Annotated in this window: 19 protein-coding genes; 13 read left to right on the top strand and 6 right to left on the bottom strand. The window is 64.0% G+C overall.

Annotation, left to right across the window (positions count from 1 at the left end; all coding sequences use genetic code 11):
• The first annotated feature begins 77 nt into the window (after positions 1–77).
• A complete protein-coding gene (locus ACK6AU_RS02670; protein ID WP_409297607.1) occupies positions 78–788 on the top strand; it encodes a membrane integrity-associated transporter subunit PqiC in 711 nt (236 codons plus the stop codon).
• A gap of 231 nt (positions 789–1,019) precedes the next feature.
• On the opposite strand, the gene ACK6AU_RS02665 is transcribed toward ACK6AU_RS02670, so the two are convergent.
• The gene (locus ACK6AU_RS02665; protein WP_409297605.1) at positions 1,020–2,549 is read right to left on the bottom strand and encodes an AhpA/YtjB family protein; all 1,530 of its coding nucleotides are present in this window, start codon (positions 2,547–2,549) and stop codon (positions 1,020–1,022) included.
• Positions 2,550–2,683: 134 nt separating this feature from the next.
• Here ACK6AU_RS02665 and serB point away from each other — a divergent pair, with 134 nt between their 5' ends.
• Positions 2,684–3,898, top strand: a complete 1,215-nt coding sequence (gene serB / locus ACK6AU_RS02660; RefSeq protein ID WP_185697495.1) for a phosphoserine phosphatase SerB — start codon at positions 2,684–2,686, stop codon at positions 3,896–3,898.
• A gap of 72 nt (positions 3,899–3,970) precedes the next feature.
• Here serB and asd read toward each other — a convergent pair whose 3' ends face one another.
• From asd to ACK6AU_RS02645, 3 genes are read right to left on the bottom strand one after another with little or no spacing between them, the layout of a single operon-like run.
• On the bottom strand, positions 3,971–4,831 hold the full coding sequence (asd, locus tag ACK6AU_RS02655) for an archaetidylserine decarboxylase (RefSeq protein ID WP_185697496.1): 861 nt from the start codon (positions 4,829–4,831) through the stop codon (positions 3,971–3,973).
• A gap of 18 nt (positions 4,832–4,849) precedes the next feature.
• Positions 4,850–5,665: a thiosulfate sulfurtransferase gene (gene rhdA / locus ACK6AU_RS02650; protein ID WP_185697497.1), complete on the bottom strand. Its 816-nt coding sequence runs from the start codon at positions 5,663–5,665 to the stop codon at positions 4,850–4,852.
• A gap of 43 nt (positions 5,666–5,708) precedes the next feature.
• Positions 5,709–7,247 (bottom strand): HDOD domain-containing protein, encoded by a 1,539-nt coding sequence (locus ACK6AU_RS02645; RefSeq protein ID WP_409297602.1) that lies wholly within the window; start codon positions 7,245–7,247, stop codon positions 5,709–5,711.
• Positions 7,248–7,412: 165 nt separating this feature from the next.
• Between ACK6AU_RS02645 and motA the strand changes: the two genes are divergently transcribed.
• Positions 7,413–8,264: a flagellar motor stator protein MotA gene (motA, locus tag ACK6AU_RS02640; RefSeq protein WP_185697499.1), complete on the top strand. Its 852-nt coding sequence runs from the start codon at positions 7,413–7,415 to the stop codon at positions 8,262–8,264.
• Positions 8,265–8,267: 3 nt separating this feature from the next.
• On the top strand, positions 8,268–9,359 hold the full coding sequence (gene motB, locus ACK6AU_RS02635; protein WP_409297600.1) for a flagellar motor protein MotB: 1,092 nt from the start codon (positions 8,268–8,270) through the stop codon (positions 9,357–9,359).
• 53 nt (positions 9,360–9,412) lie between these two features.
• On the opposite strand, the gene rsgA is transcribed toward motB, so the two are convergent.
• The gene (rsgA, locus tag ACK6AU_RS02630; RefSeq protein WP_185697501.1) at positions 9,413–10,444 is read right to left on the bottom strand and encodes a small ribosomal subunit biogenesis GTPase RsgA; all 1,032 of its coding nucleotides are present in this window, start codon (positions 10,442–10,444) and stop codon (positions 9,413–9,415) included.
• A gap of 108 nt (positions 10,445–10,552) precedes the next feature.
• Here rsgA and orn point away from each other — a divergent pair, with 108 nt between their 5' ends.
• Positions 10,553–11,095 carry an oligoribonuclease gene (gene orn, locus ACK6AU_RS02625; RefSeq protein WP_185697502.1) on the top strand — a complete coding sequence of 181 codons (543 nt, stop codon included), beginning with the start codon at positions 10,553–10,555 and terminating at the stop codon, positions 11,093–11,095.
• A gap of 102 nt (positions 11,096–11,197) precedes the next feature.
• Positions 11,198–11,809 carry a trimeric intracellular cation channel family protein gene (locus tag ACK6AU_RS02620; RefSeq protein ID WP_185697503.1) on the top strand — a complete coding sequence of 204 codons (612 nt, stop codon included), beginning with the start codon at positions 11,198–11,200 and terminating at the stop codon, positions 11,807–11,809.
• Here ACK6AU_RS02620 and queG read toward each other — a convergent pair.
• Positions 11,791–12,870, bottom strand: a complete 1,080-nt coding sequence (gene queG, locus ACK6AU_RS02615) for a tRNA epoxyqueuosine(34) reductase QueG (RefSeq protein WP_409297597.1) — start codon at positions 12,868–12,870, stop codon at positions 11,791–11,793. The genes ACK6AU_RS02620 and queG overlap by 19 nt on opposite strands.
• 64 nt (positions 12,871–12,934) lie before the next feature.
• On the opposite strand from queG, the gene ACK6AU_RS02610 reads away from it, so the two are divergent.
• The 7 genes from ACK6AU_RS02610 (at position 12,935) to hflX (ending at position 20,231) form a co-directional block, all read left to right on the top strand.
• On the top strand, positions 12,935–13,795 hold the full coding sequence (locus ACK6AU_RS02610) for an NAD(P)H-hydrate dehydratase (protein WP_409297595.1): 861 nt from the start codon (positions 12,935–12,937) through the stop codon (positions 13,793–13,795).
• Positions 13,783–14,256, top strand: a complete 474-nt coding sequence (gene tsaE, locus ACK6AU_RS02605) for a tRNA (adenosine(37)-N6)-threonylcarbamoyltransferase complex ATPase subunit type 1 TsaE (protein ID WP_409297593.1) — start codon at positions 13,783–13,785, stop codon at positions 14,254–14,256. Before ACK6AU_RS02610 ends, tsaE begins: the two co-directional genes overlap by 13 nt.
• Positions 14,256–15,683, top strand: coding sequence for an N-acetylmuramoyl-L-alanine amidase (locus tag ACK6AU_RS02600; protein WP_221775112.1), 1,428 nt, complete (start codon positions 14,256–14,258; stop codon positions 15,681–15,683). The genes tsaE and ACK6AU_RS02600 overlap by 1 nt, the downstream gene beginning before the upstream one ends.
• Positions 15,680–17,593, top strand: a complete 1,914-nt coding sequence (gene mutL / locus ACK6AU_RS02595; RefSeq protein ID WP_409297591.1) for a DNA mismatch repair endonuclease MutL — start codon at positions 15,680–15,682, stop codon at positions 17,591–17,593. The genes ACK6AU_RS02600 and mutL overlap by 4 nt, the downstream gene beginning before the upstream one ends.
• Complete coding sequence (gene miaA, locus ACK6AU_RS02590; RefSeq protein WP_409297589.1) at positions 17,593–18,564, top strand: tRNA (adenosine(37)-N6)-dimethylallyltransferase MiaA; 972 nt, start codon at positions 17,593–17,595, stop codon at positions 18,562–18,564. Before mutL ends, miaA begins: the two co-directional genes overlap by 1 nt.
• Positions 18,565–18,656: 92 nt before the next feature.
• Complete coding sequence (gene hfq / locus ACK6AU_RS02585; RefSeq protein ID WP_007921378.1) at positions 18,657–18,917, top strand: RNA chaperone Hfq; 261 nt, start codon at positions 18,657–18,659, stop codon at positions 18,915–18,917.
• 12 nt (positions 18,918–18,929) lie between these two features.
• Positions 18,930–20,231, top strand: a complete 1,302-nt coding sequence (gene hflX / locus ACK6AU_RS02580; protein ID WP_263014122.1) for a ribosome rescue GTPase HflX — start codon at positions 18,930–18,932, stop codon at positions 20,229–20,231.
• The last annotated feature ends 44 nt before the right edge of the window (positions 20,232–20,275 follow it).

Raw genomic sequence — 20,275 nt, 5'->3', positions numbered from 1 at the left:
GGCCTGGTCCGGCGTTATTCTGTTTTCTTGAGTATTTTCACTGTGGCTGGCCTGGTGGTCGCCACCTGGATGGGATGATGACTGTTCTGCGCCTTCCTTTTATTTTCCTGCTCGCGGGCGTTCTTGGCCTGGCGGGTTGCAGCGTTCACCAGCCGGTGTCGCTGTATCAGCTGGACAGCGGAAGTCCAGCCCAGCCGGCCAGCACCGGCATGTCGGTATTGCTGGGGCCGGTGCTGATTGCCGATTACCTGCAACGTGAAACCCTGCTGCAGCGCCAGGATGATGGCAGCCTGCAGGCCTCGACCGACGGCCGTTGGGCTGGCAGCCTGTCTTCGGATATCGATCAGTTGCTGCTGCGCCAGGTAGCCGGTCACCTGGATAGCCAGCGGGTGGTGTTGGCCCCGGCCACCAACGGCTTCACTCCGGATGTGCAGGTACTGCTGTCGATCACCCGCCTGGATTCCGGCAAGACCCAGCCGGCGGTACTGGATGCCCAGTGGCGCCTGATCGACCGTCGCGGCCAGGTACGCGACAACCGCATCGTTCACCTGCAGGAGCAACATGCGGGGACCACTGCGTCCCAGGTACAGGCGCAAGGCGTGCTGTTGCAGCGCCTGGCCGAACAGTTGTCCGGTGCCCTCAAGCCCCTGGCCAACCAGCCTGCGGTGGCCGAGGTTCCGCGCAAGGCGCCACCGGCGCCGGCGCCCAAGCCGGCTGAGCCGGAAAAGCGGCCGAAGATGCCGATGGCCACGCCGATCCGCACGGATATGGAAGTGTTCCGGTTCTGATGTGATCCGCAGCAAGACAAGGCCCGCCATTGGCGGGCCTTGTGGTTTCTGGGGGAGCAGGCACAAAAAAGCCCGTGCCGGGCTAATGCTGTAGGGGCGAGGCTTGCCCGCGATGTGCGTGTATCCAGTCAGCACGTGCGACTGTTAACGACCATCGCGAGCAATCGAGCGTCGGGATCACCTTGCATAACTGATCGGCATCACGCGCAGGGCCGGCTGTGTTGACAGGCGTTACAGCTTGGCCCGGGTCTCGTGCATGCGCGCCAGCTGTCGCTCCAGCATCGACGGGTAGGGTTCCATCAGGCGTTCGACGCAGCAGGCACCTTCCGGGCTGGCGATCGGACGGATACGTGCGCGCTGGCGCAGTAGGGCGTCATCATTGACCTTGCGCTCCACCAGCAGCAGGTTGCGGCTGTGCTGGGACAGCGCCAGGGCATCCTGGGCGGTCTCGGTCAGCAGCAGGTCGATCTGGCTCAGGCCGAACAGTCCTTCGCCCAGGGTCAGGCCCAGCTGCAGTTGCAGGGTGATGCCGCTGTCCGCCACTTCGATCTGCAGGGCATGGCCCAGGGCGCGCAAGAGCTCGCCGCAGCAGATGGCGTTGGTCAGGTAGTCATCGCCGCTGTCTTCGCTGTGGAACAGCATCAGCGTGCTGCCATCGTTCAGGGTGTGCAGCTCGCTCTGGTACAGCGAGGCCGCCTGGTCGAGGCAATCACGGTAGCGTTCGAGCAATTCCGTCAGGCGCGCCCGGGGCAGGCGCCGCAGCTGTTCCTGGGCGCCCAGTTGCACCGCCAGCACGGCGCTGTGCTGGGGTTCGGCCGGGACCTCGGGCTGCGCCTGGGACTTGGCCAACGGCGCCGAGGGCGAGGAATGATCGCGCAGGTCGGCGAACGGGTCTTCTTCGTCCAGTTCGTCTTCCTCGGCGCTGACCAGGTGCCGTGGCGCTGGTTTCAAGCCGGCCACCGGGGCGCTTTCATCGAAGCTCGGATCGCGCAGGTTGCGGATTTCGAAAGCCGGGGCGTCTTCTTCGTCCTGTTCTTGCGGTTCGGGCTGAGGCTCTGGCTCGGGGATCTCCGGGGCGAGGCGGGCGTGCAGCTGGCGCGCCAGGTCACCGATTTCATCCTGGCGCTGGATCGCCGGGGTATGTTCGTCCAGGTCCCGCAGCCAGACCCGCAATTGCAGCAGCGGGGTGGAGATATGGCGACCCAGGCGCAGGCTCAGGGCGAGCGCCAGGGCCAGCAGGATGGCGCTGAGGATGCCCATGCTCTGCAGGCTGATGGTCATCGGCTGCTGGAACTGGGCCATGTCCAGGCTGATCCGCAGATTGCCGGCGGTGACCTCCTGGAAGGTGATCTTGGTCTGGTACACGCCTTCGGTTTCGCCCAGCAGGCTGCTCTTGGGGCGTTGGCCGGCCTCGGCGAGGATGCGGTTGTCGACGCTGTAGATCGCCGCGTGGGCCACCAGCGGATTCTTGGTCAGGTTGTTGAGCAAGACGTTGAGGCTGAGGATGTCGTTGGACACCAGCAGCTCGGTGGCCGAGGTGGCGGTCTGGGTAGTCAGGCTCTGGCCCAGGGCGTCGGCCTGCTCATGCATGGCTTGCTTGAATTGCAGGCCCATCACGCCGGCATAGATCACCAGGGCCAGGGCGACCAGGATCACGTTATGGCTGGCAATACGCAATGCAATCGGTACACGGCGGTGGCGCAGTGCACGGAAGATCAGCAAGAAGAAGTTATCGTTTTTAACTGGCGTGGGCCGGTTCACTGAGCTCGGCTCTTTAGTCCGTGAAGTTGACGCGCAGTATAGCGAGAGGCCCTAGGCCGGCAAAGCGCTGGCTGTGCCCGATGGTCAGCGAAAATGGGTAGAATGCGCTTTTTTTTCCACCTCGGGGGTGCGCCTTGCGCGAAATTGTCCTGATAAACATCACCGGCGAAGATCGTCCCGGTCTGACTGCGGCCATTACCGGCGTCCTGGCCCAGGGTGGTGTGAACATTCTCGACATCGGTCAGGCGGTGATCCACGACGCCTTGTCGTTCGGCATCCTGGTCGAGATCCCGGACAACGAGCGCAGTTCCTCGGTGCTCAAGGACATCCTGTTCACCGCCTACAAGCTCGACCAGCAGGTGCGTTTCACCCCGGTGTCCGAGGAGGATTACCAGCAGTGGGTGGCGGGGCAGGGCAAGAAGCGCCACATCGTCACCCTGCTGACCCGCAAGGTCACCGCCGAGCAGTTGCAGCGAGTCAGTTCGATCACCGCCAAGTACGGCTTGAACATCGACCACATCGATCGCCTGTCCGGGCGCATGCCCCTGGATATGCCCGCCGACCAGGGCAAGGGCTGCATCGAGTTCTCGGTACGCGGCGAAGCCGCCGATCCCCAGGCGCTGCGGGCCGAATTCCTCAGTGTGGCCCAGGAGTTGAACGTCGACATCGCCTTCCAGGAGGACTCGCTGTTCCGCCGCAACCGGCGCCTGGCGGTGTTCGACATGGACTCGACGCTGATCGAGGCCGAGGTCATCGACGAGTTGGCCAAGGCCGCCGGGGTCGGCGATCGGGTCGCGGCAATCACCGAACGGGCCATGGCCGGCGAGCTGGATTTTCGCGCCAGCTTCAAGGAGCGCCTGGCCCTGCTCAAAGGCCTGGACGTCAGCGTGCTGGATTCCATCGGCGCCTCCCTGCGCCTGACCGAGGGCGCCGAGACCCTGTTCGCCGAGCTCAAGCGCCTGGGCTACAAGACCGCGATCCTGTCCGGTGGCTTCACCTATTTCGCCAAGCAGCTGCAAGCCAAGCTGGGCATCGACTACGTGTTCGCCAACGAGCTGGAAGTGGTGGATGGCAAGGTCACCGGCGTGGCCGTAGAGCCGATTGTCGACGCACAACGCAAGGCCGACCTGCTGCGTGAACTCGCGCACAAGGAAGGCCTGCGCCTGGAGCAGACCATCGCGGTCGGCGACGGCGCCAACGACCTGCCGATGCTGGGCATTGCCGGCCTGGGCGTGGCGTTCCGTGCCAAGCCGCTGGTCAAGCAGTCGGCCAAGCAGGCGATCTCGACCCTGGGCCTGGACGGCGTGCTGTACCTGTTGGGCTTGCGCGATCGCGACGGGCAGGCCTGATCGGGTACGAGTCTTCCCCCATGAAAAACGCCGCTGATCAGCGGCGTTTTTGTTTGCGGTGTTAGCCGGGCATCACGCCGTGGGCGCGCCCAGGCCCTGGCCCATGCGGACCGGCGAACCGGCCGCCAGCCCTTCGGCCCACTGCACCTGGTCCGGGCCGAACAGCACGATGGCGGTGGAGCCCAGTTTGAAGCGGCCCATCTCGGCGCCTTTCTCCAAGTGGATCGGGGCGCGGGCGGCCTCGTCGTAGCGCACGGTCTTGAGTTCGCGCTTGGGTGGCGTCACCAGGCCGGCCCAGACGGTTTCGATCGAGGCGACGATCATCGCGCCCACCAGCACCAGGGCCATGGGGCCGCGCTCGGTGTCGAAGATGCACACCACGCGCTCGTTGCGGGCGAACAGCTCGGGGACGTTTTCCGCGGTGGTCTGGTTGACCGAGAAGATCCGCCCGGGGACGTAGACCATTTCCCGCAGGGTGCCGGCCAGCGGCATGTGCACGCGGTGGTAGTCCTTGGGTGACAGGTAGATGGTGGCGAAGTCGCCGCCCATGAACGGCGCGGCCAGGGCCGGGTCACCGCCCAGCAGCTCCAGCACGCTGTAGCTGTGGCCCTTGGCCTGGAACACTCGCCCATGTTCGATCGGGCCGAGCTGGCTGACGGCGCCGTCGGCGGGGCTGAGCACCGCGCCCGGAGTCGGGTCCAGTGGCCGTGCGCCGTCTTTCAGGGCGCGGGTGAAGAAGGCATTGAAGTGCTCGTAGGCGGTCACGTCTTCTACCTGGGCCTCGGACATGTCCACCTGGTACTGCTTGGCGAACCAGCTGGTGAAGGCATTCTTGAACCAGCGCACGCGGCACTCGGCGATGCAGCCCGCCAGACGCGACAGCAGGTGGTGAGGCAGCAGGTACTGGCTGATGATGAACAAACGCTTTTTCATTGGGTGTCCTTAAAAACCTTAAATCTCTACGGGCGTATCGGGATGATTGCCCCATTCGCCCCACGAGCCGGCGTAGCCTTTGACCCGTGGATAGCCCAGCGCCTTGGCCACCAGGTAGGTGAAGCCGGAGCGGTGGTGGGTCTGGCAGTGGGTGATCACTTCTTTGTCTTTGCTGATGCCCAGGCTCTCGAGAATCTGCGGCATGTCACGGCGGATGCGCAGGTGGCGGGCCTGGTCCATGCCGGCGGTCCATTCGAAATTCACTGCGCCGGGAATGTGCCCGCCCTTGGCGGCCAGGACCTTTTCGCCCGAATACTCCAGCGGGCCGCGGGCGTCCCAGATGGCCAGGTCGGCGGCGCCGAGGCGGCTCTGCAGGTACTCGCGGGTGGCGGTAGGTTGGTCGTGCAGGGTCAGGGGCACCGGGCCGCCGACGGCTGACGGTACCTGGGTGGATACCGGCAGGCTTTCCGCCAGCCAGGCCGACAGGCCGCCATCGACGTAGTGATAGTGCGGGTGGCCGATCACATCCAGCAGCCAGATGAAGCGTCCGGCCCAGCCGCCGCCCTCATCGTCATACACCACATAGACCGCGTCGGGGTTGTGTCCGAGTTCACCGAACAGCGCCTCGAGGGCGGCCTTGGGTGGCAGCAGTCCGGGGGCTGGCGCCTGGCCGAGCTGGGTGCGCTTGGGGTCGACGAAGCGTGCCCCGGGAATATGCCCGGTGCTATAGCGGGCGGCGCTGGTCAGGTCGACCAGGATCAGTTCGCGGGCGTCGAGACGGGCGAGCAGGTCGCCGGGTTCGATGACCAGCGGCAAGCCGGAAAAGTCAGACATGTCAGGTCCCCAGGGCACAAAGGGTGGAATTGTAGCGCAAGCGCTACTGGCTGCGGTTGGTAAAGCTGTGCAAGGCTTTCTCGATGCACTGGGCGGTCTTGCCGAAGGCCTGGACGCTGGTTTCGGCCAAGGGCACGCCGCCCTGGTCGGCGATCGCCAGCAGCAGAACCCGACCATTGCAGGACAGCGAGCGGATCAGCAGGTGCTCGCCACGGAACAGCTGGCGCAGGGCCCCGGGCAGGTGAGGAGCGAATTGCCGATAGTTGTCCGGGGTCAGGCGGATCTGCGCGGACTTCTCCAGCAGGCGCTGCAGCAATGGGCTTTGCTTGGCTTGCAGGCTCAGCCCGGCGGCTTCCCTGGGCAGGCCATGCAGCTGTTGCACTCGCAACTGGCTGTGGCTGCGATCGACCATCAGCAGCATGATCCGCCGCATGCCACACGCTGCCAGGGCATCCCGGGCACAACCGGTGAGGTGCACGGCATTGGTGAAGGGGCTCGGCTCGAGCAGCAGCTCGCTGCACAGCTGGCGCCACTTGGCCAGTTCCAGGGCGGTCGGCGCTGGTGCGGGCAGCTCGCCATTGTGCAGGCGGCGCACGTTCCAGGGCCAGAGCAGGGCCTGGGCCGGATGCCAGAGATCGGGCTGGCTGTCGTTGCGGGCACTGTTGGCGGCTTGTTGGTGCAACTGCTGCTGGACCTCGGCGACCGGCATCTGCAGGTACAGGGCGGTGAGGTTCTGCCAGCGCTGGCCGTGGGGGTTGTTCCAGGAGAATTGCGCCGCCAGGGCCATGCCGTTGGCCAGCAGGACGCAGTTGGCCGGCTGGTTCAGCCAGCGCCGCAGTTCCGGGTCGTCGTCCAGGCGCTGTTGCTGGCGCAGCGGGTTGTCGCTGTCGCGGGCGATCAGCATGACCTTGGCCAGCAGGTGTTGCTCGCTGGTCAGCAGGCGGTAGCCCTGTTGCACCCAGATCGGCAGGTGCCAGGCTTGAACCAGGGCTTGGCAGACCTCCATCAGGCGTACGCCGAACAATTGCAGTTCAACCTTGCGCGCCGACTCGTGCTTGTAGATGACCCGCAGCTCCCACTCTTCCATCAGCGTGGGGTAGCTCAAGGCCATGGCCCACAGGGGAGAGAGGAACAGCAGGCTGCCCCAGTGGATGTCCTGCCACAGGCGGGCCAGGCGCCCGGCGAAGAAACCGTTGGCTTGTTGGGTGGCGTGCCGGCTGATCAGCTGCAGCTGCCGCAGGGCCTGGGGAATTTGCGCTTCGGGCAGGGTCGGCAGTTGTTCCAGCAATTCCTGGGTACGCTTGAGGCCCAGGCGGTTGACCGCGATTTCCAGGTTCTCCGCCGGCTCGCTCATGCTGCCGTGGGTATGCCGGTTGGCCTCGCGGATCACGCTAAGGGCCAATGCCGGGCTATCTTGCATCAGGTCGGCGATTTCCCGCAGCGAACTGCGATTATTGGCGATGGCCTTGCAGACCCGGTCATGGCTGGCTTGCGGCACCGGCAGGCGCACGGCGCAGAGAAGCTTGAGCCAGGCGTCTAGAGAGCTGGGCGCAGAGTGCGGGGTGCTGGTTTCATTGGACATGGTCGGGCGCAATCATTGTCTGCTGGGAACACGCCCGGAGTGGGCCAAACTGGCTTTTCGCCTTAACTGGCTATAGTCTGGCGCAGTTTTGCCGATAAGTAGAAGAAGAGTTTTAAGAACTTCCGAATATGACCTTGAACCCGACTCATAAGTACTCTCCTATCTATGGCTAAAATTATCGGCATCATCGTCGTATTCGCTAGCGTGCTCGGCGGATACGTGCTTTCCCACGGCAAGATCGCAGCGCTGATCCAGCCTTTCGAGGTCATGATCATCGGCGGTGCGGCTTTTGGTGCATTCCTCCAGGCCAACCCTGGCTACATGACGATGCACGTCGTCAAGAAATCCCTGGGGATGTTCAGTTCGCGTTTCACCCATACCTTCTACCTGGAAGTGCTGGGCCTGATCTACGAGATCCTCAACAAGAGCCGCCGCGAAGGCATGATGGCCATCGAAGGCGATATCGAGGACGCAGCCGCCAGCCCGATCTTCGCCAAGTACCCGGCGGTGCTCAAAGACGAGCGCATGACCGCCTACATCTGTGACTACCTGCGCATCATGTCCTCCGGCAACATGGCTCCCCATGAGCTGGAAGGCCTGTTCGACATGGAGCTGTTCAGCCTCAAGGAAGAACTCGAGCATCCCTCCCATGCGGTCACCGGTATTGCCGACGGCATGCCTGGTTTCGGTATCGTCGCGGCGGTACTGGGTATCGTGGTGACGATGGCGTCCCTGGGTGACGGTGACCAGAAGTCCATCGGCCTGCACGTGGGTGCGGCGCTGGTAGGTACCTTCTTCGGTATTCTCGCGGCCTATGGTTTCTTCGGCCCGCTGGCCCATTCCCTGGCCCACGATGCCAAGGAAGAGCTGAACGTCTACGAAGCCATCAAGGCGTCCTTGGTGGCCTCCGCTTCCGGCATGCCGCCTTCGCTGGCGGTGGAGTTCGGGCGTAAGGTTCTGTACCCGGCGCACCGTCCGAGCTTCGCCGAGCTGGAACAAGCGGTTCGCGGTCGCTAAGTCATGGAAAACAATCAGCCGATTATCATCAAGCGCGTCAAGCGCTTCGCCGGCGGACATCACGGGGGCGCCTGGAAAATTGCCTTCGCCGACTTCGCCACGGCGATGATGGCGTTCTTCCTGGTGCTGTGGCTGTTGTCCACGGCCACCCCGGAACAGAAGATCGCCATCGCCGGTTACTTCAAGGACCCGATCGGCTTTTCCGAAAGCGGTACGCCCTACATCATCGACCTGGGCGGCTCGCCGGAGCTGGCGCCGGAAAACACCCTGAACCCCGAGATCAAGTCCCAGCCCCAGCCGGACAAGGTCACGGTGGACTCCGAGCAGGTGGAGGGCATGGCCGAACAGGTCGAGCGCGAGCGTCTTGAACTGTTGCTGCAGGAATTGCAGAACAAGGTCGAGGAAAATCCCCAGCTGCAGAAGTTCAAGGACCAGATTCTTTTCGAGATCACGCCTGACGGCTTGCGCATCCAGATCATGGACGCCGAGAACCGGCCGATGTTCGACTCCGGCAGTGCCCGCCTGAAGCCGTATTTCGAAGACATCCTGCTGGCCATGGCCGACACCATCAAGGCGGTGCCGAACAAGATCAGCATCAGCGGCCACACCGACGCCACGCCTTACTCGGGCAGCGGCGAGTTCGGCAACTGGGAGCTGTCGGCCAACCGTGCCAATGCTGCTCGCCGGGCGCTGGTTGCCGGGGGGTATCCTGATCCGCAAGTGGCGCGGGTGGTGGGTTTCGCTTCGTCGGCGCTGTTCGATCGCAAGGATCCGTTCAACCCGGTCAACCGGCGTATCGACATCGTGGTGCTGACCAAGCGGGCCCAGCGCGCCATCGAGGGCGAGCAGGGCGACCAGAAAGCTCCGGCGCCGACCCAGGGCACTGGAGCCCCTGGCGAGGTACCGGGGGCGACAGTCGATCCGCACGCCTTGCCACCGGGTAGCGAACCACTGCCGGCCCACGAAGTGCGCCAGCGCCTGAACATCTTCGAGGACGGGGTGCTGAAAATGGATGAGCAGGGCGCGGCGGGCAAAACGCCTGCACCTGCTGCGCCAGCAACGGCCCCCACGGCCACGCCGGGAACCGCCAGGTAAAAACGACTAGGCCGCGATGATCGCGGCCTAGTCGTTTCTGCGTGGAGGCAGGGTCAGTAGCTGTCGTCGGGCAGGCTGGCGATGATCGAGCGGTAGCTGTTCATTCGCTGTTGCTGGATGCGGCCCTCTTCCAGGGCCTTGAGCAGAGCGCAGCCGGGCTCTCGGTCGTGCTTGCAGTCACGGAAGCGGCAGGTGCCCAGCAGGTCGTTGAACTCGATGAAGCCGGCTTCGACGTCGGCGCGGCTGACGTGGCCCAGGCCGAATTCGCGAATGCCGGGGGAGTCGATCAGCTCGCCGCCACCGGGGAAGTGGAACAGCCGGGCGGTGGTGGTGGTGTGGGTGCCCTGTCCGGAAAATTCCGACAGCGGGCCGACCCGGGTGGAGACGTCTGGCAGCAGGCTGTTGACCAGGGATGACTTGCCCACCCCCGATTGGCCGACGAACACGCTGATGCGGCCATCGAGCAGCGCTTGTAGTTGCTCCATGCCGTCGCCGTGATGGGCCGAGACTTCCAGCAGCGGATAGCCCAGCTGGCGATAGACCGCCAGCAGGGCGTTGAGCGCCGGGGCGTTCTGCGCGTCGATCAGGTCGGCCTTGTTCAGCAGCAGCAAGGGACGGATCCCGGCATGTTCGGCGGCCACCAGGTAACGGTCGATGAGGTTGGCGTGGGGTTCTGGCATGGGCGCGAAGACGATCACGATCATGTCGACGTTGGCCGCTACCGGCTTGAGCTGGCCACGGCTGTCGGGGCGGCAGAGCTCGGTGCTGCGGGGCAGTTGGGCGACGATCACCCCTATGCCCTGGTTGCCGGCGCGCCAGACCACCTGGTCGCCGGTCACCAGCGCCGGCAGGTTGGCCCGCAAGTGACAGCGAAACACCTGGCCGGCCAGTTCGCCTTCGCGGGCCTCGACTTCGACCTGGACGCCGAAGTGGGCGATCACCAGGCCGGTCTGTTCCGGCCCCAGGTCGCCCCCTTCCAGCGCCTCCATGACGGAGGACTCGCGTTTGGCGGCGCGGGCTGCGCGCTCACCCTGGATCTTTTCGATGCGCCAGTTCTGGCGGCGATTGAGCTGGCGTTTGGCCATTGATGTTCCGTGTCGATAATTACGGCGATTGGGTAAAACGGCGGCGAGTTTAGCACGCCGGGCAGGCCCTCTAGGCTAAACTGCGCAACCACGCCGAGGAGCCCACCCATGCAAAACCCGCAGAACCTGATTTGGATCGATCTGGAAATGACCGGTCTGAACCCCGACACCGACGTCATCATCGAGATGGCGACCATCGTCACCGATAGCAACCTGAATACCTTGGCTGAAGGACCGGTCATCGCCATCCACCAGAGCGACGAGATTCTCGCCGGCATGGATGAGTGGAACACTCGCCAGCACGGCAACTCCGGCCTGACCCAGCGGGTGCGTGAGAGCCGCATCGACATGGCCGAGGCCGAGGCCCGGACCATCGCCTTCCTGGAGCAATGGGTGCCCAAGGGCAAGTCGCCGATCTGTGGCAACAGCATCTGCCAGGACCGGCGCTTCCTCTATCGCCACATGAAGAGCCTGGAAAGCTATTTCCACTACCGCAACCTCGACGTCTCGACCCTCAAGGAACTGGCTGCCCGTTGGGCACCCGAGGTGCGCGACAGCTTCAAGAAGGGCGGTACTCACCTGGCCCTGGACGACATCCGCGAATCCATCGCCGAGCTGCAGCACTACCGCAAGCACTTCATCAAGCTCTGAACATGCTGGCGAGCGGGCCGGTTGCCTCGTGCCCGCTGCCGCCCTCTTTTGGTGCCCGCGCCAACTGAGTAGACTGCGCGCCTTCTTGAAGGGACCGCCAACATGTTGTTGATGCTTTATCTGATCGCCATTACCGCCGAAGCCATGACTGGCGCCCTTTCTGCCGGACGTCGCGGCATGGACTGGTTCGGCGTGGTCCTGATCGCCTGTGTCACCGCCCTGGGCGGCGGTTCGGTGCGCGATGTGCTGCTCGGGCATTACCCGCTGACCTGGGTCAAGCATCCCGAGTACCTGGTGCTGACGTCGGTGGCGGCCCTGGTGACGATCTTCATCGCCCCCTTGATGCGCCATTTGCGCTCGCTGTTTTTGGTGCTCGATGCGGTCGGTCTGGTGGCCTTCACCCTGATCGGCTGCATGACCGCCCTGGAGATGGGCCACGGCATGCTGGTGGCTTCGGTCAGCGGGGTGATCACCGGGGTCTTCGGCGGCATTCTCCGGGATATCTTCTGCAACGATATTCCGCTGATCTTCCGTCGTGAGCTGTACGCCAGCGTGTCCTTCGCCGCTGCCTGGTGCTACATGCTGTGCATCTATCTGCAACTACCCGGCGAGCAGTCGATCCTGATCACCTTGTTCGGTGGCTTTCTGCTGCGCTTGCTGGCGATTCGCTTCCACTGGGAAATGCCCAAGTTCGTCTACAACGACGAACATTGACGGCTGGCATGCTGGGCCAGGGCCCACTGCACATGTTCGCGCACCAACTCCGACGGGTAGTTCTGGCGGGCCTTCAGGGCTTCCAGCACCGGAATGGTGGATGGTGCGTTGCCCAGGCCCACCGCGAGGTTGCGCAACCAGCGCTCGTAGCCGGCGCGCCGCAGCGGTGAGCCTTCGGTATTGCTCAGGAACTGCTCTTCATCCCACAGGAACAGCTCCGCCAGTTCGGCGTTGTCCAGGTTGTGCCGGGGCTTGAAGTCGCCCTCTCCCGAGGTGCGGGCGAAACGGTTCCAGGGGCAGACGATCTGGCAGTCGTCGCAGCCAAATACCCGGTTGCCGATCAGTGGGCGCAGTTCTTCGGGAATGGCGTTCTTCAACTCGATGGTCAGGTAGGAAATGCAGCGCCGGGCGTCCAGCTGGTAAGGGCCGACGAAGGCGTTGGTCGGGCAGATGTCCAGGCACGCAGTGCAGCGTCCGCAATGTTCGCTGGCGTGGGGGGCATCCACTGGCAGTGGCAGGTCGACGAACAGCTCGCCGAGGAAGAAGTAGCTGCCGGCCTTGCGGTTGAGGACCAGGGTGTTCTTGCCGATCCAGCCCAGGCCGGCCTGTTCGGCAATGGCTTTCTCCAGCACTGGCGCACTGTCGACGAAGGCGCGGTAGCCGAAGGGGCCGATGACCTGCTGGATGCGCTCGGCCAGTTGCTGCACACGCTTGCGGATCAGCTTGTGGTAGTCGCGGCCCAGGGCATAGCGCGAGACATAGGCCTTGGATGGCTGGGCCAGGCGCTGGGCCATCTGGGTGTCGCCGGGCAGGTAGTCCATGCGCAGCGAAACCACGCGCAGGGTGCCGGGCACCAGTTCCGCAGGACGCGAGCGCTTGTTGCCGTGGGCGCCCATGTATTCCATTTCACCGTGGTAGCCAGCGGCGAGCCAGCGTTCCAGGTGGCTTTCGTGTTCGGCAAGGTCCAGGCCGCTGATGCCGACTTGCTGGAAGCCCAGTTCGCGGCCCCAGTCCTTGATGGATTGGGCGAGGGCGGGAAGATCCTGGGTGATGGCGGACATGAGGCGAGAGAAACCGACTACTGAGGTGCGTATAATTCTGCCAGACATCGGAGCTGGAAGACGCATGCCGCAGACAAAACACCCCTTGCCAGACATCCAGCCGCTGACGGCCGGTCAGTTGCCGCGCCTGGCTGCCCGTCCAATGGACGCCCATAAAGGCCAGTTCGGCCATGTGCTGTTGATCGGTGGCGACCGAGGGTTTGCCGGCGCCGCGCTGCTGGCGGCCGAAAGTGCCTTGCGCGGCGGCGCGGGCCTGGTGTCGCTGGCCACTCGCAGCGAACACGTGGCGGCAGCCGGCGCCCGGCTGCCCGAGGTCATGACCCGGGGTACGCACTCGGCCAACCAGTTGATGGAGCTGCTGGCCCGGGCCACGGTGGTGGTCGCCGGTCCTGGCCTGGGCCAGGGCGCGTGGGGGCGCAGCCTGCTATCGGCGGCGGCCAATGCACGGTTGCCCCAGGTCTGGGATGCCGATGCCCTGAACCTGCTGGCCCTGGGTGGCCTGCAGGTGCCGAGCGGCAGCGTGATGACCCCGCATCCGGGGGAAGCGGCGCGACTGCTGGGGCTGGCCACTGCGGATATCCAGGCCGAACGCCCGGCGGCGGCCCTTGCCTTGAGTCGCAAGTATGGTGTGGTGGCGGTGCTCAAGGGTGCGGGCAGCCTGGTGGCCAGCCCCGATGGGCGGTTGGCCCGCTGCGATGCTGGGCATCCGGCGATGGCTACGGCCGGCCTGGGCGATGTCCTGGCGGGTTTGCTCGGTGCGCTGCTGGCCCAGGGCCTGCCGGCGTTCGAGGCAGCTTGCCTGGCGGTCTGGCTGCATGCCAGTGCCGGCGAGCAGCAAGGAAAAATGGGCCGTGGGCTGGCGGCCAGTGATCTGATTCCAGCCATTCGTCAGTTGTTGGAGGAGCAAGCACCGTGTCTGAGTTAACCCTTTATCTGGCCGACGAACAGGCCATGGTGGAATTTGGTGCACGCATTGCTCGAATCACCGGTGGCGTGGGGGTGATCTTTCTCGAAGGGGACCTGGGGGCGGGCAAGACCACGCTGTCCCGGGGGATCATCCGCGGCCTGGGCCACACTGGCGCGGTGAAGAGCCCGACCTTCACCCTGGTCGAGCCTTATGAGGTTGGTGCGGTGCGGGCCTTCCACTTCGATCTGTATCGCCTGGTCGATCCGGAGGAGCTGGAGTACCTGGGGATCCGCGACTATTTCGAAGGCGATGCCCTGTGCCTCCTGGAGTGGCCCCAGCGCGGTGCAGGCTTTTTGCCAAAGCCCGACCTGACCATTACCATTACCCCGCAAAATAATGGGCGTTGCGTACATCTATTGTCTCAAGGCTCGCGAGGCGAGTCCTGGTGTGCCGCTTTGGCGTTGGAATTCAATAATTGATGGGGTTAGGTATGCGCATTCGCGCGTTGGTTGCTGTCGTAGGACTATTGCTTACGGCATTGGCCGTCGATGCTGTGGCCGCTACACAGGTTCGCAGCGTCCGCCTCTGGCGGGCACCGGATAACACGCGATTGGTATTCGACCTGTCCGGCCCGGTTCAACACAGCGTCTTTACCCTCACGGCCCCGGATCGTCTGGTGATCGATATCAATGGCGCCACCCTAGGTGGTTCGCTGAATGTCGCCACGGCCAATACCCCGATCACCGCCATGCGCTCGGCGCAGCGTACCCCCACGGACCTGCGGGTAGTGGTGGACTTGAAGAAGGCCGTCACGCCGAAGAGCTTCACCCTGGCCCCCAATGCCCAGTACGGCAACCGCCTGGTGGTCGACCTGTTCGACAACCCGGCCGACGCAGCGCCGCCGACTGCGCCGCCGCCAGCCGTGGCCACCGTCCCGGCGGTGCCTGTCACGCCGGCAGAACCGGCGATCAAGCTGCCTCCGGCCCCGGCGGGTAAACGCGACATCATCGTGGTGATCGATGCCGGCCACGGCGGCGAGGACCCGGGCGCGTCCGGCTCCCGCGGCCAGCACGAGAAGGACGTGGTGCTGTCCATCGCCCGCGAACTGCAGCGCCAGATCAACGGCGTCAAGGGCTACCGTGCCGAGCTGACCCGTACCGGCGACTACTTCATCCCTCTGCGTGGCCGGACCGAGATCGCCCGCAAGAAGGGCGCCGACCTGTTCGTTTCGATCCACGCCGACGCCGCGCCGTCCGCGGCGGCTTTCGGTGCTTCGGTGTTCGCCCTGTCCGAGCGCGGCGCCACTTCGGAAACCGCGCGCTGGCTGGCGGACAGCGAGAACCGTTCCGACCTGATCGGTGGTGCCGGCAATGTCAGCCTCGATGACAAGGACCGGATGCTGGCCGGGGTACTGCTGGACCTATCGATGACCGCATCCCTGACCTCCAGCCTGAACGTCGGGCAGAAGGTGTTGAACAACATCGGCCGGGTCACGCCTCTGCACAAGCAGCGGGTGGAACAGGCTGGGTTCATGGTGCTCAAGTCACCGGACATTCCTTCGATCCTGGTGGAAACCGGCTTCATCTCCAACTCCAACGAGGCCTCCAAGCTGGCCACTGCCAGCCACCAGCAGGCCCTGGCGCGCTCCATCAGCAGCGGCGTGCGACAGTTCTTCCAGCAGAATCCGCCCCCAGGCACCTATATCGCCTGGCTGCGGGATTCCGGAAAGATCGCCCAGGGTCCCCGTGACCACCGGGTCAACCCGGGAGAAACCCTGGCCATGATCGCGGTGCGCTACCAGGTTCCGGCCGCTGCCTTGCGCAGTGCCAACAACCTCAAGGGTGATGAATTGAAAGTGGGGCAGGTCCTGACCATCCCCGGTACTGAATTGGCGGCCAAGGAATGAGTGAATCGGTATTCGGTGGTTCGCGCATCGAGCTGCTCAGCCCGCGCCTTGCCAACCAGATCGCCGCTGGTGAGGTGGTCGAGCGCCCGGCCTCGGTGGCCAAGGAATTGCTGGAAAACAGCCTGGACTCCGGCGCGCGGCGGATCGAGGTGGAGGTCGAGCAAGGTGGCGTGAAGCTGTTGCGGGTACGTGACAACGGTAGTGGTATAGCGCCTGACGACTTGCCGCTGGCCCTGGCGCGCCACGCCACCAGCAAGATTCGTGAGCTGGAAGATCTCGAAGGCGTGCTCAGCCTCGGTTTTCGCGGCGAGGCCTTGGCGTCGATCAGTTCGGTGGCCCGGCTGACCCTGACTTCGCGTACCGCCGAGGCCAGCGAGGCCTGGCAGGTGGAAACCGAAGGCCGCGACATGACCCCACGGGTGCAGCCAGCGGCGCATCCGGTCGGCACTTCGGTGGAGGTGCGCGACCTGTTCTTCAATACCCCGGCCCGGCGCAAGTTCCTCAAGGCCGAGAAGACTGAGTTCGACCATCTGCAAGAGGTCATCCGGCGCCTGGCGCTGGCGCGCTTCGACGTGGCTTTTCACCTGCGCCACAACGGCAAGACCATCTTCAGCCTGCACGAGGCCGTCGACGATATGGCCCGGGCCCGGCGCGTGGGTACCATCTGCGGCCCGGGCTTCCTCGAGCAGGCGCTGCCGATCGAGGTCGAGCGCAACGGCCTGCGCCTGTGGGGTTGGGTCGGCTTGCCGACGTTCTCGCGCAGCCAGGCGGACCTGCAGTACTTCTTCGTCAACGGCCGCGCGGTGCGCGACAAGCTGGTGGCCCATGCGGTGCGCCAGGCCTACCGTGACGTGCTGTTCAACGGCCGGCACCCGACGTTCGTGCTGTTCCTCGAGCTCGATCCCACTGGGGTCGACGTCAACGTGCATCCGACCAAGCACGAAGTGCGCTTTCGCGAAGGGCGGATGGTCCACGACTTCCTGTATGGCACCCTGCACCGGGCCCTGGCCGACGTGCGTCCGGAGGACCAGCTGGCGGCTCCCGCCTCGACTGCCGAGATGGTCCGCCCGACCGGCCTGCAGGCGGGTGAGTTCGGGCCCCAGGGCGAGATGCGCCTGGCTTCGCCGGTACTCGAACAGCCCCAGGGTGAGCAGTGTCCGGCGTTTTCCTCGAGTGGAGCGGGTGCGGGTTATCAATATCAGTACACGCCACGCCCAGCGCAGCCAGTGAATGCCGGGGAGAGCCAGGCGGTCTACCGCGAGTTCTATGCGCCGCTGGAAACTGCCCCGAGCGCAAGCGGTGCATTGCCGCAAAGCCAGGGCGACATTCCACCGCTGGGGTACGCCCTGGCCCAGCTCAAGGGCATTTATATCCTGGCCGAGAACGCCATTGGCCTGGTGCTGGTGGACATGCACGCCGCCCATGAGCGGATCATGTACGAGCGGCTGAAGGTGGCCATGGCCAGCGAAGGGCTCAGTGGCCAGCCGCTGCTGGTGCCCGAATCGCTGGCGTTGAGCCAACGCGAAGCCGATTGCGCCGAGGAACACGCCCAGTGGTTCCAGCGCCTGGGCTTCGAATTGCAGCGCCTGGGCCCCGAGAGCCTGGCGATTCGGCAGATTCCCGCGTTGCTCAAGCAGGCCGAGGCCAACCGCCTGGTGCAGGACGTACTGGCCGACCTGATGGAATACGGTACCAGTGATCGTATCCAGGCCCACCTCAACGAACTACTGGGAACCATGGCCTGCCATGGCGCCGTGCGCGCCAACCGGCGCCTGGCCATTCCGGAGATGAACGCACTGCTGCGCGACATGGAAAACACCGAGCGCAGCGGCCAGTGCAACCACGGCCGGCCGACCTGGACCCAGATGGGCCTGGACGACCTGGACAAACTCTTTTTGCGCGGCCGTTGATGACCCAGCTTCCTCCCGCGATTTTCCTGATGGGCCCGACCGCGGCGGGCAAGACCGACCTGGCCATCGAGTTGACCAAGGTATTGCCCTGCGAATTGATCAGTGTCGACTCGGCGCTGGTCTATCGCGGCATGGACATCGGCACCGCCAAGCCCTCCAAGGAGCTGCTGGCGCAGTTTCCCCATCGCCTGATCGATATCCTCGACCCGGCCGAAAGTTATTCGGCGGCGGATTTTCGCACCGATGCCCTGGCGGCGATGGCCGATATCACCGCTCGGGGCAAGATCCCGCTGCTGGTGGGGGGCACGATGCTGTATTACAAGGCGCTGCTCGAAGGCCTGGCGGATATGCCGCCGGCGGACCCGCAGATCCGCGCCGAGCTGGAAGAAGAGGCGGCGCGTCTTGGCTGGCAGGCGCTACACGAGCAGTTGGCGGTGGTGGACCCGGAATCCGCGGCGAGGATCCATCCCAATGATCCCCAGCGTTTGACCCGGGCATTGGAGGTCTATCGGGCCAGTGGCCTGACGATGACGGCCCATCGTCAGCGTCAATTGGCGCAAAGTACCGAAGCAGGCGCTTCGGGACACGGCCAATTGCCCTATACTGTCGCCAATCTGGCCATCGCTCCGGCGAATCGCCAGGTACTGCACCAGCGTATTGCACAAAGATTCACACAAATGTTGGAACAGGGATTCATCGATGAGGTCGTAGCTCTGCGTTCGAGAAGTGACCTGCATGCCGGGTTGCCGTCTATACGTGCAGTGGGCTACCGCCAAGTCTGGGATCACCTGGATGGCAAGTTGACGTTCGCCGAAATGCAGGAGCGAGGCATCATCGCCACGCGCCAATTGGCGAAACGCCAGTTTACCTGGTTACGCAGCTGGTCCGGCCTGCAATGGTTGGACAGCTTGGATTGCGACAATCTGCCACGCGCCTTGAAATACTTAGGGACGATCTCCATATTGGGCTGAGTCCTTGCAATTGCCGTCTATCCTTGGGGGTGTGACGGCTTTGGTCATCTGTTTTCCGGTTTTTATTATTGATCCTTAAAGGAGTGCGGCACATGTCAAAAGGGCATTCGCTACAAGACCCTTACTTGAATACATTGCGTAAAGAGAAAGTTGGGGTTTCCATCTATCTGGTCAACGGCATCAAGCTGCAAGGCACGATCGAGTCCTTCGACCAATTCGTCATCCTGCTGAAAAACACCGTCAGCCAGATGGTCTACAAGCACGCTATCTCGACAGTGGTTCCAGTTCGCCCGATTCGCCTGCCTAGCGCATCCGAATCCGAACAGGGTGACGCTGAGCCAGGTAACGCCTGATAGGAGTCTCCTTTGTTCTTTGAGCGCCACGGTGGTGGTGAGCGAGCCATTCTCGTTCACTTGGAAGGTCAGGACCCTGAGGCGCGCGAAGATCCGCAGGAGTTTCAGGAGCTGGCAGTATCGGCCGGCGCCGAGACCGTCGCGTTTATCAGCGTGCCGCGTCATCGGCCAACCGCCAAATACCTGGTTGGCAGCGGCAAGGTCGAGGAGTTACGCGACCTGGTCAAAGCCGAACAGGTAGACCTGGTGATTTTCAATCACGTCCTCACGCCCAGCCAGGAACGCAACCTCGAACGCGCATTCGAGTGTCGCGTGATCGACCGCACGGGGCTGATTCTCGATATCTTCGCTCAACGAGCCCGTACTCATGAAGGCAAGCTCCAGGTCGAACTGGCTCAGCTTGAGCACATGAGCACCCGATTGGTTCGTGGTTGGACTCACCTCGAGAGGCAGAAAGGTGGTATCGGCCTGCGTGGGCCGGGGGAAACCCAGCTGGAAACAGACCGGCGTCTGCTACGAGTGCGTTTGCGCCAGATCAAGGCTCGCCTGGAAAAGGTCCGCAGCCAGCGTGAGCAGGCTCGTCGTGGCCGCAAACGGGCCGATATCCCCTCGGTGTCGCTGGTGGGTTACACCAACGCCGGCAAATCCACCCTGTTCAATGCTGTCACCGTGTCCGATGTCTACGCGGCAGACCAGCTTTTCGCCACCCTCGATCCTACCTTGCGCCGACTTGAGCTGGATGACTTGGGGCCGATCGTGCTGGCCGATACCGTGGGCTTCATTCGCCACTTGCCGCACAAGCTGGTCGAGGCGTTCCGTGCGACGCTCGAAGAGTCGAGCAACTCTGATTTGCTGCTGCATGTGATCGACGCCCATGAGCCCGAGCGCATGGCCCAGATCGAGCAGGTCATGGTGGTGCTGGGGGAGATCGGGGCTCAAGACTTGCCGATCCTGGAGGTCTATAACAAACTCGATTTGCTCGAGGGGGTTGAACCGCAGATCCAGCGTGATCCCGATGGCAAGCCGCAGCGGGTCTGGCTGTCGGCTCGCGACGGGCAGGGCCTGGATCTGCTCAAGCAGGCCATCGCCGAGCTTTTGGGGGAAGATTTGTTCGTGGGCACCTTGCGCTTGCCCCAGCGTTTTGCTCGACTGCGAGCACAGTTTTTCCAGTTGAACGCTGTGCAGAAAGAAGATCACGACGACGAGGGTGTCAGTTTGCTGGCCGTTCGCCTGCCCCGTGCCGAGTTGAATCGGCTGGTCAGTCGCGAAGGATGGCAACCGTCGGACTTCATCGAGCAACACACTTTGCAATAAAAGCCTGGGCATGCGGTTGTGCCGCTGTAGCAGGCATTCTGTAG

Source organism: Pseudomonas sp. KCJK8993, assembly GCF_046230915.1.
Classification (GTDB): Bacteria; Pseudomonadota; Gammaproteobacteria; order Pseudomonadales; family Pseudomonadaceae; genus Aquipseudomonas; species Aquipseudomonas piscis.
The sequence above is the reverse complement of the archived record's forward strand: the minus strand, read 5'-3'. Positions and strand labels throughout refer to the sequence as shown.

Coding starts and splice junctions, on each gene's coding strand:
- ACK6AU_RS02670 (WP_409297607.1), top strand. CDS start 78: ATGACTGTTCTGCGCCTTCCTTTTATTTTCCTGCTCGCGGGCGTTCTT.
- asd (WP_185697496.1), bottom strand. CDS start 4,831: ATGAAAAAGCGTTTGTTCATCATCAGCCAGTACCTGCTGCCTCACCAC.
- rhdA (WP_185697497.1), bottom strand. CDS start 5,665: ATGTCTGACTTTTCCGGCTTGCCGCTGGTCATCGAACCCGGCGACCTG.
- ACK6AU_RS02645 (WP_409297602.1), bottom strand. CDS start 7,247: ATGTCCAATGAAACCAGCACCCCGCACTCTGCGCCCAGCTCTCTAGAC.
- motA (WP_185697499.1), top strand. CDS start 7,413: ATGGCTAAAATTATCGGCATCATCGTCGTATTCGCTAGCGTGCTCGGC.
- motB (WP_409297600.1), top strand. CDS start 8,268: ATGGAAAACAATCAGCCGATTATCATCAAGCGCGTCAAGCGCTTCGCC.
- rsgA (WP_185697501.1), bottom strand. CDS start 10,444: ATGGCCAAACGCCAGCTCAATCGCCGCCAGAACTGGCGCATCGAAAAG.
- orn (WP_185697502.1), top strand. CDS start 10,553: ATGCAAAACCCGCAGAACCTGATTTGGATCGATCTGGAAATGACCGGT.
- ACK6AU_RS02620 (WP_185697503.1), top strand. CDS start 11,198: ATGTTGTTGATGCTTTATCTGATCGCCATTACCGCCGAAGCCATGACT.
- queG (WP_409297597.1), bottom strand. CDS start 12,870: ATGTCCGCCATCACCCAGGATCTTCCCGCCCTCGCCCAATCCATCAAG.
- ACK6AU_RS02610 (WP_409297595.1), top strand. CDS start 12,935: ATGCCGCAGACAAAACACCCCTTGCCAGACATCCAGCCGCTGACGGCC.
- ACK6AU_RS02600 (WP_221775112.1), top strand. CDS start 14,256: ATGGGGTTAGGTATGCGCATTCGCGCGTTGGTTGCTGTCGTAGGACTA.
- mutL (WP_409297591.1), top strand. CDS start 15,680: ATGAGTGAATCGGTATTCGGTGGTTCGCGCATCGAGCTGCTCAGCCCG.
- miaA (WP_409297589.1), top strand. CDS start 17,593: ATGACCCAGCTTCCTCCCGCGATTTTCCTGATGGGCCCGACCGCGGCG.
- hfq (WP_007921378.1), top strand. CDS start 18,657: ATGTCAAAAGGGCATTCGCTACAAGACCCTTACTTGAATACATTGCGT.